Below are 7,959 nucleotides of genomic sequence, written 5' to 3' on the forward strand. Positions count from 1 at the left end.
GAACTTGAGGAAGTACACCGCTAAACATGCGAATGGTACAACAACGCCTGAATATAATCTAACAAAAAAAGGTTCCGACCATCTTTCTATGATGATTGGAACCTTTTTTCGTTATTTTTGGCTAGTTTTGTCCCAGCCTCTTTATTTCTATTCCTCTACTGCATCATTTGGATAATGCTTCATGAAGTATAACAATGACTGTAACTCAACTGCTAAATCAATGTGATGGACTCGGACATCTTCTGAAACATTTATACGTGCAGGTGTAAAATTTAAAATACCTGTAATTCCGGAATCAGTTAATCGATCCGTTATTTGTTGTGCCTCTGCACCTGGTACAGTTAAAATAACCGCCTCAACGTTACCAAGTTTCTTTTCCAAATCATCTATATGATGAATCGGTACACCTCCAATTTCTTGGCCTACTTTACCATCATCTGCATCAAATGCCATTTCTATTTTTGTGTTGTTATTTTTCGTGAAATTATAATGCAAAAAGGCAGTTCCTAAATTACCTACACCAATTAATGCTACATTGCTCGTCTCATCTTGATCTAATGTTTTTCTAAAGAAGCCTAATAAATATTCGACATTATAGCCATAACCTTTTTTACCTAATGCTCCAAAATACGAGAAATCTCGTCTAATCGTTGCAGAGTCAACTTTTACTGCTTCACTCAGTTCTTTTGAAGAGACACGCGATTTTCCTTGTATATGTAAATTATTTAAAAAGCGATAATATAATGGTAATCTTTTAGCTGTTGCTTGTGGTATTTTACTTTGCATATTTCAATCCCCTTTATAACAATTTGTACAAACCCCTAATAAACCTTGACCTAAAGCCATACATTTTTAAAATCCAACGTATTTGTCGTGAACTAATTCACTTACTTCTTCTAGTATAAAGCAATTCACCAATTAATACACGTCCATTTGCTTGCTAGTGTGATAAAAAGTGCGATACACTAGAAAAGATGAGGTGAACAAAAAGATGATTTTAATGCAAGTAAACAATTTAGTGAAGAGATATGGTGCTGAATTAATTCTATCAAATATAAAATTAGAAATACAAACCAACGATCGGATTGCTATTGTTGGTAGAAATGGGGCAGGTAAATCAACCTTACTAAAAGTAATGGCTGGTCTCCTCTCTTACGATGAAGGTGAAATCCATAAACCAAAAGATGTCTCCTTAGGTTATTTAGCACAAAACACTGGGCTAGAGACCAATGAAACCATTTGGGCTGAAATGCTTCATGTTTTCGAGGATTTAATAAAAAAGGAAACTGCACTTCGTAAAATGGAATTACAAATGGGCGATCCTGCAATTATTCAAGATGAAAAAAGATATCAACAACTACTTGCACAATATGATATACAGCAACAAGCCTTTAAAATGGAGGGCGGTTATCACTACGAAGCCGATATAAAGTCTGTATTAAATGGCTTGCATTTTCAAGACTACGACCTAGAAACGCCAATTAATACACTTAGTGGTGGTCAGAAAACACGTTTAGCGTTAGGAAAACTACTTCTATCAAAGCCCTCTATTTTAATATTAGATGAACCAACAAACCATTTAGATATTGAAACATTAACATGGCTTGAAGGTTATTTAAATAATTATGATGGTGCGGTTGTAATTGTTTCACACGATCGTTATTTCTTAGATAAGACAACGAAAACGGTATATGAGATTTCCCGTAATCAGTCGAAAAAGTATCATGGTAATTATACTAAGTATTTAGAACAAAAGGCTGTAGATTATGAGTTAGAAATGAAGCAATTCGAGAAACAGCAAACCGAGATAAAAAAACTTGAAGATTTTGTTCAAAAGAATCTTGTTCGCGCATCTACAACTAAAAGAGCACAAAGTAGACGAAAACAACTAGAAAAGATGGATAGATTAGATCAACCCAGTGGTGATGAATCTTCAGCCACCTTCTCCTTCAATATAAATCGTAGAAGTGGTAATGATGTTTTAAAAATTAATAACCTTGCTTTTCGTTATAACAAGGATGAAGAGACTATCTTTTCTGACCTTACATTCCAAACAAATAGAGGTGACCGCATCGCTTTAGTTGGACCTAATGGTGTAGGGAAGACCACTTTATTAAAAACGATTATAGATGAACTAGAGCCTTCTAGTGGGTCTATCGATATTGGCAGCAATGTACAAATCGGTTATTATGATCAGGAACAAGCAAATCTCAGTTCCATTAAATCTGTTTTAATGGAACTTTGGGACGATTATCCAACAGTAAATGAAAAAGATATACGGACAGTGCTTGGTAACTTTTTATTCTCTGGTGACGATGTTTTAAAAAGTGTTAACTCCCTAAGTGGTGGTGAAAAGGCTAGACTAGCTCTTGCTAAACTCATGATGCAAAAGGCAAATCTATTAGTACTCGATGAGCCAACAAATCATTTAGATTTAGACAGTAAAGAGATATTAGAGGCTGCATTACTAGAGTTTCCAGGAACACTGATTTTCGTTTCACATGATCGTTATTTCATTAATGAAATTGCTTCTCAAGTTATCGAAATGCAACCAGACGGGGCTACTATTTTCTTAGGTGATTATGATTATTACTTAGAAAAGAAACAAGAAGCGTTTGAATTAAAAAAATTAGAAGAGCAGACTTCTAATCAAGTCACAAAAACCAAAGACGTGAAGACTAACTTTCATACTGATAAAGAAAAGAAGCAAACACAACGTAAGAAAGAGAGACGAATTACAGAAATAGAAAATAAAATAGAAGTACTCGAACAGGAAATAGCTGAAAATGAAGATTTATTATGCCAGCCAGAAATTTTTCAAGATCATGAAAAAGCTTTAGAATTAACAGAAAAAAATGACCAGAATAATAAACAAATGGAAGATTTAATGGAGGAATGGGAATTGCTTCAGGAAGAAGTGAAAGGCTAACAAAAGAGTTAGCCTTTTTTATTGTCCACAGGGTTATATACATAAAAAGTACTTATAATATAATGTATTTACAAGTTATCCACTTTATCAACAGTTTTTTAACTACTTACCCACAGAAATTGTGCACAACTATAGTATATGTTATTAGTGGGTTTGTAAAAATGTATCCACATTTCGAATAACTTTCTGTGGATAACATAGTTTTTCATTTAAAAAAGAAGCGAAAGGAATTATTTATCCTTTCGCTTCTTAGCGTCGACCATAGAGCTCAATATCTAACCCAGGGTTAGCATTTAAAAACCAATCTGAACGATGACCTAAGGTGTAAGCAATCGATCCTGCAGCGCCTATCATTGCAGCATTATCGGTACACAACCATAACGGTGGTATGAGTAACGCTACTGGTTCCTGTTCAAACTTATCTGTTAAGGACTTTCGTAAGGTTTGATTCGCAGCTACACCACCTGCTACAATAACTTGCTTTACCTGGTATTTCTTTGCTGCTTGATAAGCCTTTTCTGTTAAAACCTCTACCACACTAGCTTGGAAACTTGCTGCTATATCTTCTTTCTTTAAAAATTCTCCACGTTGCGTCGCATTATGAATCGTATTGATTACGGAGGATTTCAAGCCACTAAAACTAAAGTCATAAGAGCCTTCTTCAAGCCAAGCACGTGGAAAATCGATCACTTCTTTACCTATTTGTGCTAGTTTATCAATTTGTGGTCCACCAGGATAGGGTAAATCCAATGTTCTGGCAACTTTATCATAAGCTTCACCAGCTGCATCATCTCGCGTTTCACCAATGACTTCAAATTTTCCATGTTCTCGCATTAAAATTAACTCTGTATGTCCACCAGAAACAACTAATGCAAGGAGTGGAAAAGTGAATTCTTCCAATAACCGATTTGCATAAATATGACCCGCAATATGATGTACACCAATTAGTGGTTTATTATGAGCAAATGCTAAGGCTTTTGCTGCATTTACCCCAACTAACAAAGCACCAACTAGACCTGGGCCTTCTGTAACAGCAATTGCATCAACATCATCTACAGTCATTTTAGCTTGTTCAAATGTTTCCTCTAATACAATTGTAATTTGTTCAACATGATGTCGTGATGCAATTTCAGGGACAACACCACCAAAACGCTTATGACTTTCAATTTGTGATGCTACTACGTTAGCTACTACTTCTGTTCCATTTTTAATAACCGCAGCAGCAGTTTCATCGCAACTCGTTTCTATTGCTAATATGTATTCATCTTTTTTTGTATGCATTATAAGTCCACCCACATCACTATTGCATCTTCATTATTATCAGTATAATAATTTTTCCTTATACCGGCCGGTTTTAAACCAAACTTCCGATATAACCTCTGTGCAATTATATTTGATACACGTACTTCCAAAGAAAGTCTTCTTACCCCACTTGCAATAACTTGATTAATAATATATTGGAATAAACCTACACCATAATTTTGACCACGATAATCTGGCAAGATAGCTATATTTGTTATTTGTGCCTCATCAATTACGATCCATACACCACAAAAACCAATGATCTTATCGTTTTTTTCTACAACATAATAATGTGCGTATGAATTTTCCGTCAACTCTTTTTCATATATATCTATTGTCCACGGTAAGGTAAATGATTTTTTTTCAATCATTGCTACTTCTTCTATATCTTTATATGTCATTTCTCTAAAAAGGATATCATCCATTATGTTCTTTCCTTTGTGCTTCTAACCATTTCGCTTCAGCCTCTACTAACCGTAAATAATTTGGAATTAACTCATGTACATTAGTAGGTTGACGATCTCTTCCTGCTATTGCTAATAGTGATGGTCTTGCAATATGAAATGATTCTAATGGAATAATGGCCAACTCGCCAAGTGTCTCCATTATTAATTCCCTATACATCTCTATGTCTGGACTTAAAAAAATGATCTTTTCATTTTTTTGTTTTAATTGCTTTAACCAATCTTCAAATAAAATATTTTGTTCCTCTTCTACTGATTCCAATACACCAATATCATTAGGTTGGTACAATCCAGTATAGACTAATCCACGTCTCGCATCAAAAAACGGACAAATAAGTTGTTGAAAACTTGCTGCCTGTAGTGCTAGTGTCTCTAAACTAGAAATTCCTATTACAGGAATATTTAAAGACCATGCCATCGTTTTAGCAGTTGATAATCCTATTCTTACACCAGTATACGACCCCGGACCTTTCGCAACAACAATTCTTGATAAGTCTCTGGGCGCTAACATTGCATCACTCATAAGTTGCTGAATAGCAGGCATTAATCGAACAGAATGCTGATTCTTACTGTTAGAAATATATTCAACTTTCAATTTATCTTGTTCGTATATGGCAATTCCCATCGTCTCACTTGATGTATCTATTGCTAGTATATTCATCGTAATAACTCCTCACATAACCTTTGAAAATCAGCGCTTTTTGGATAAAATGTAATCTTTCGTTTTAGATCGTCTATCACTTCTAAAGATATATCTAACCGCGCTTCAGGTAAAAACGGTTGAATGAATTGTGGCCATTCTACTATCGATATACCATTTCCATTAAAGTATTCGTCAAATCCAATGTCTTCTTCACTATCTTCTAGACGATAAACATCCATATGATAAAGTGTTAATTCACCGACATACTCTTTTACAATTGTATAGGTGGGGCTATTTATTGTTCGCCTAACACCTAATCCAGCACCTATTCCCTTAGTAAAAGTCGTTTTACCAGCACCTAAATCACCTTTTAATGTGACTACATCACCTGGTCTTAACAAGATTGCTAACTTTTCAGCCAAACGCGTTGTTTCCTCAGATGTATGTGTTATAATCTCAAATTTTTTCGTCATAAACTCTATCTCCTATGTGTATAGCCGTCTTTATTTAATAACTTCTTCGCTCCACCTTCATGGATAAAAGCCAGCTTATTAGTAGACTCTTCATCTGATACAAAGCCAATCTTTGTAATTTTCGTATTTGTTTTCTTAGCTGCCTCTTGGACTCTATTCCAATCTTTTTGGGGAACTGATCCTATCAACTCAAAATCCTCTCCGCCAAACAATTGAAAGTTTCGTTGTTGTTCACTTGTAAATTGCGTTAAATTCTCATGCTTTGGTAGTTTTAACAAATCAAGATGAATGGTAAGATTTGACGCGACAGCAAGCTCATTTGCTTCACTAGCAATTCCATCACTTATATCATTTAATGCTACACGATCTAATTCTCCTAAAGCTTCTGCAAATGCCACTCGTGGTGTAGGTAAACGATGTCGATCAATTAAATACTTATGATTCTTTAAGTTATCCAATTCTTTTGTAGTTAATAAATATAGTCCTGCAGCGGCATCTCCTAATGTTCCCGTTACGAATAGTATATCATTTTCTTTCATGTCACTTCGATACCGTGCTTTTCCTTTGTCGACAATACCTATAATTGTAACAGAAACTACTAACTCGGAACCAGCTACAGTATCACCACCAATTAAATCCATACGATAATTTGATGCAATAGCCTTCATTCCTTGATAAATTTCTTGTAACTCCTGATCAGACCAATCCTCTGGTATTACTATTGAGATCATATAATAAGTCGGCGTAGCACCCATTGCTGCCATATCACTGATATTTGTAGCCAAGACGCGGTATCCAACATGATACGGATCCATTGTTTCTCTTGAGAAATGAATATTCTCAACGAATGTATCAACAGCTGTGACTACATCTTGATAATTCTGGCGAAAAACAGCTGCATCATCACCAATTCCTTTAACTATGCTTGATTGTTTATACGTACTCTGTTTAATTGAATCAATAAATTTAAACTCATCCATGAACGACCCTCATTTTTTATTATTACTATCTATATCATAGCAAAAAAACAAACAATTAAAAATCATGACGCATATATTTAGGCTATTTCAAGAAGATATATCTATAAACTTCGACGTAAACATTACAGGCTTAACACGCTTTGGAAATACATTAGTTGGTACAGTTTATTGTTGGAGGTGCTATAACAGATAGATCAACGTTGTTATGAGCACAATAAAACTTTATGAGCCAACAGATTGCGTATTGCGTATTACTTTTAAATTATATCCAACTGAAGAAGCAAATGGATGATACTCATGGAAAATTAAAAGCGATTTTCTTCTTGCAATGTATAGCTTTGAAGCATTACTTGTTCTGTGGGAACAGCACGAGTCGAAGATCCACTTGGTAATTTGTTTTTCTTTACCAATGAAAACTTTAAGCTTTGCGCACAGAAAAGGGAGTCAATTTGCTGACATAGTGGATAAAAAAATTTCGCTGCGTCGAAATATAGATCGAGTCATACATTTTAAAAGTAATATATTTTATTAATCGTCCTTCAATGAAAAATTAGTATTCAGAAAAAGTATAATTTTGGTAGATAAATAATTTTATTCAAAAAAGCCTTAGGAGTATATTCCTAAGGCTTCAATTATATGTATTATTAATTTAAAATAAAAATGGCGGTCCGGACGGGACTCGAACCCGCGACCTCCTGCGTGACAGGCAGGCATTCTAACCAACTGAACTACCGGACCAATAATTTGGTTGCGGGGGCAAGATTTGAACTTGCGACCTTCGGGTTATGAGCCCGACGAGCTACCAGACTGCTCCACCCCGCGATAATGTAGATTATATAACCTACTATATTAAAAAAATTCTGGCTTAGCGACGTCCTACTCTCGCAGGGGCAAAGCCCCAACTACCATGAGCGCTGAAGAGCTTAACTGCTGTGTTCGGCATGGGAACAGGTGTGACCTCTTCGCTATTGTCACTAAACCATTTTGAAGATAGTGTACCTTCAAAACTAGATAAGAATTACAACAAGACACCATATAGTATTATAGTTAAGTCCTCGATCTATTAGTATTCGTCAGCTACACGTGTCACCACGCTTCCACCTCGAACCTATCAACCTCATCGTCTCTGAGGGATCTTACTCTAAAAAGATGAGAAGTCTCATCTTGA

General features: G+C 35.3%; 7 protein-coding genes, 2 tRNA genes and 2 rRNA genes. 1 reads left to right on the top strand and 10 read right to left on the bottom strand.

Features of this window, described 5'->3' with window-relative positions:
- Positions 1-147 precede the first annotated feature (147 nt).
- Entirely contained in the window at positions 148-786 is a 639-nt protein-coding gene (locus D2K62_RS18380) for a redox-sensing transcriptional repressor Rex (RefSeq protein WP_112179744.1), read from the bottom strand.
- Between the two features lie 205 nt (positions 787-991).
- On the opposite strand from D2K62_RS18380, the gene D2K62_RS18385 reads away from it, so the two are divergent.
- Positions 992-2,929, top strand: a complete 1,938-nt coding sequence (locus D2K62_RS18385) for an ABC-F family ATP-binding cassette domain-containing protein (protein ID WP_112179743.1) — start codon at positions 992-994, stop codon at positions 2,927-2,929.
- A 249-nt stretch (positions 2,930-3,178) separates the two neighbouring features.
- Here D2K62_RS18385 and tsaD read toward each other — a convergent pair whose 3' ends face one another.
- The 9 genes from tsaD to D2K62_RS18430 all read right to left on the bottom strand — a co-directional run.
- A complete protein-coding gene (gene tsaD, locus D2K62_RS18390; protein ID WP_117161869.1) occupies positions 3,179-4,210 on the bottom strand; it encodes a tRNA (adenosine(37)-N6)-threonylcarbamoyltransferase complex transferase subunit TsaD in 1,032 nt (343 codons plus the stop codon).
- Positions 4,210-4,656: a ribosomal protein S18-alanine N-acetyltransferase gene (gene rimI / locus D2K62_RS18395; protein ID WP_112179741.1), complete on the bottom strand. Its 447-nt coding sequence runs from the start codon at positions 4,654-4,656 to the stop codon at positions 4,210-4,212. The genes tsaD and rimI overlap by 1 nt, the downstream gene beginning before the upstream one ends.
- On the bottom strand, positions 4,649-5,356 hold the full coding sequence (gene tsaB, locus D2K62_RS18400; protein ID WP_112179740.1) for a tRNA (adenosine(37)-N6)-threonylcarbamoyltransferase complex dimerization subunit type 1 TsaB: 708 nt from the start codon (positions 5,354-5,356) through the stop codon (positions 4,649-4,651). Before tsaB ends, rimI begins: the two co-directional genes overlap by 8 nt.
- Entirely contained in the window at positions 5,353-5,811 is a 459-nt protein-coding gene (gene tsaE, locus D2K62_RS18405) for a tRNA (adenosine(37)-N6)-threonylcarbamoyltransferase complex ATPase subunit type 1 TsaE (RefSeq protein ID WP_117149620.1), read from the bottom strand. The genes tsaB and tsaE overlap by 4 nt, the downstream gene beginning before the upstream one ends.
- Positions 5,812-5,816: 5 nt before the next feature.
- On the bottom strand, positions 5,817-6,791 hold the full coding sequence (gene thiL / locus D2K62_RS18410; RefSeq protein WP_112179738.1) for a thiamine-phosphate kinase: 975 nt from the start codon (positions 6,789-6,791) through the stop codon (positions 5,817-5,819).
- Positions 6,792-7,452: 661 nt separating this feature from the next.
- A tRNA-Asp gene (locus D2K62_RS18415) sits at positions 7,453-7,529 on the bottom strand.
- A 7-nt stretch (positions 7,530-7,536) separates the two neighbouring features.
- Positions 7,537-7,613 (bottom strand) — tRNA-Met (locus D2K62_RS18420).
- A gap of 41 nt (positions 7,614-7,654) precedes the next feature.
- A 5S ribosomal RNA gene (rrf, locus tag D2K62_RS18425) occupies positions 7,655-7,770 on the bottom strand.
- A 64-nt stretch (positions 7,771-7,834) separates the two neighbouring features.
- Positions 7,835-7,959 (bottom strand): 23S ribosomal RNA (locus D2K62_RS18430); the annotation flags it as partial.

It is taken from the genome of Paraliobacillus sp. X-1268 (assembly GCF_003426095.1).
Taxonomy (GTDB): domain Bacteria; phylum Bacillota; class Bacilli; order Bacillales; family Amphibacillaceae; genus Paraliobacillus_A; species Paraliobacillus_A zengyii.

What these genes read in the sequence shown, in the direction of transcription:
- D2K62_RS18380 (WP_112179744.1), bottom strand. Translation starts at nt 786, where the DNA reads ATGCAAAGTAAAATACCACAAGCAACAGCTAAAAGATTACCATTATAT.
- D2K62_RS18385 (WP_112179743.1), top strand. Translation starts at nt 992, where the DNA reads ATGATTTTAATGCAAGTAAACAATTTAGTGAAGAGATATGGTGCTGAA.
- tsaD (WP_117161869.1), bottom strand. Translation starts at nt 4,210, where the DNA reads ATGCATACAAAAAAAGATGAATACATATTAGCAATAGAAACGAGTTGC.
- rimI (WP_112179741.1), bottom strand. Translation starts at nt 4,656, where the DNA reads ATGGATGATATCCTTTTTAGAGAAATGACATATAAAGATATAGAAGAA.
- tsaB (WP_112179740.1), bottom strand. Translation starts at nt 5,356, where the DNA reads ATGAATATACTAGCAATAGATACATCAAGTGAGACGATGGGAATTGCC.
- tsaE (WP_117149620.1), bottom strand. Translation starts at nt 5,811, where the DNA reads ATGACGAAAAAATTTGAGATTATAACACATACATCTGAGGAAACAACG.
- thiL (WP_112179738.1), bottom strand. Translation starts at nt 6,791, where the DNA reads ATGGATGAGTTTAAATTTATTGATTCAATTAAACAGAGTACGTATAAA.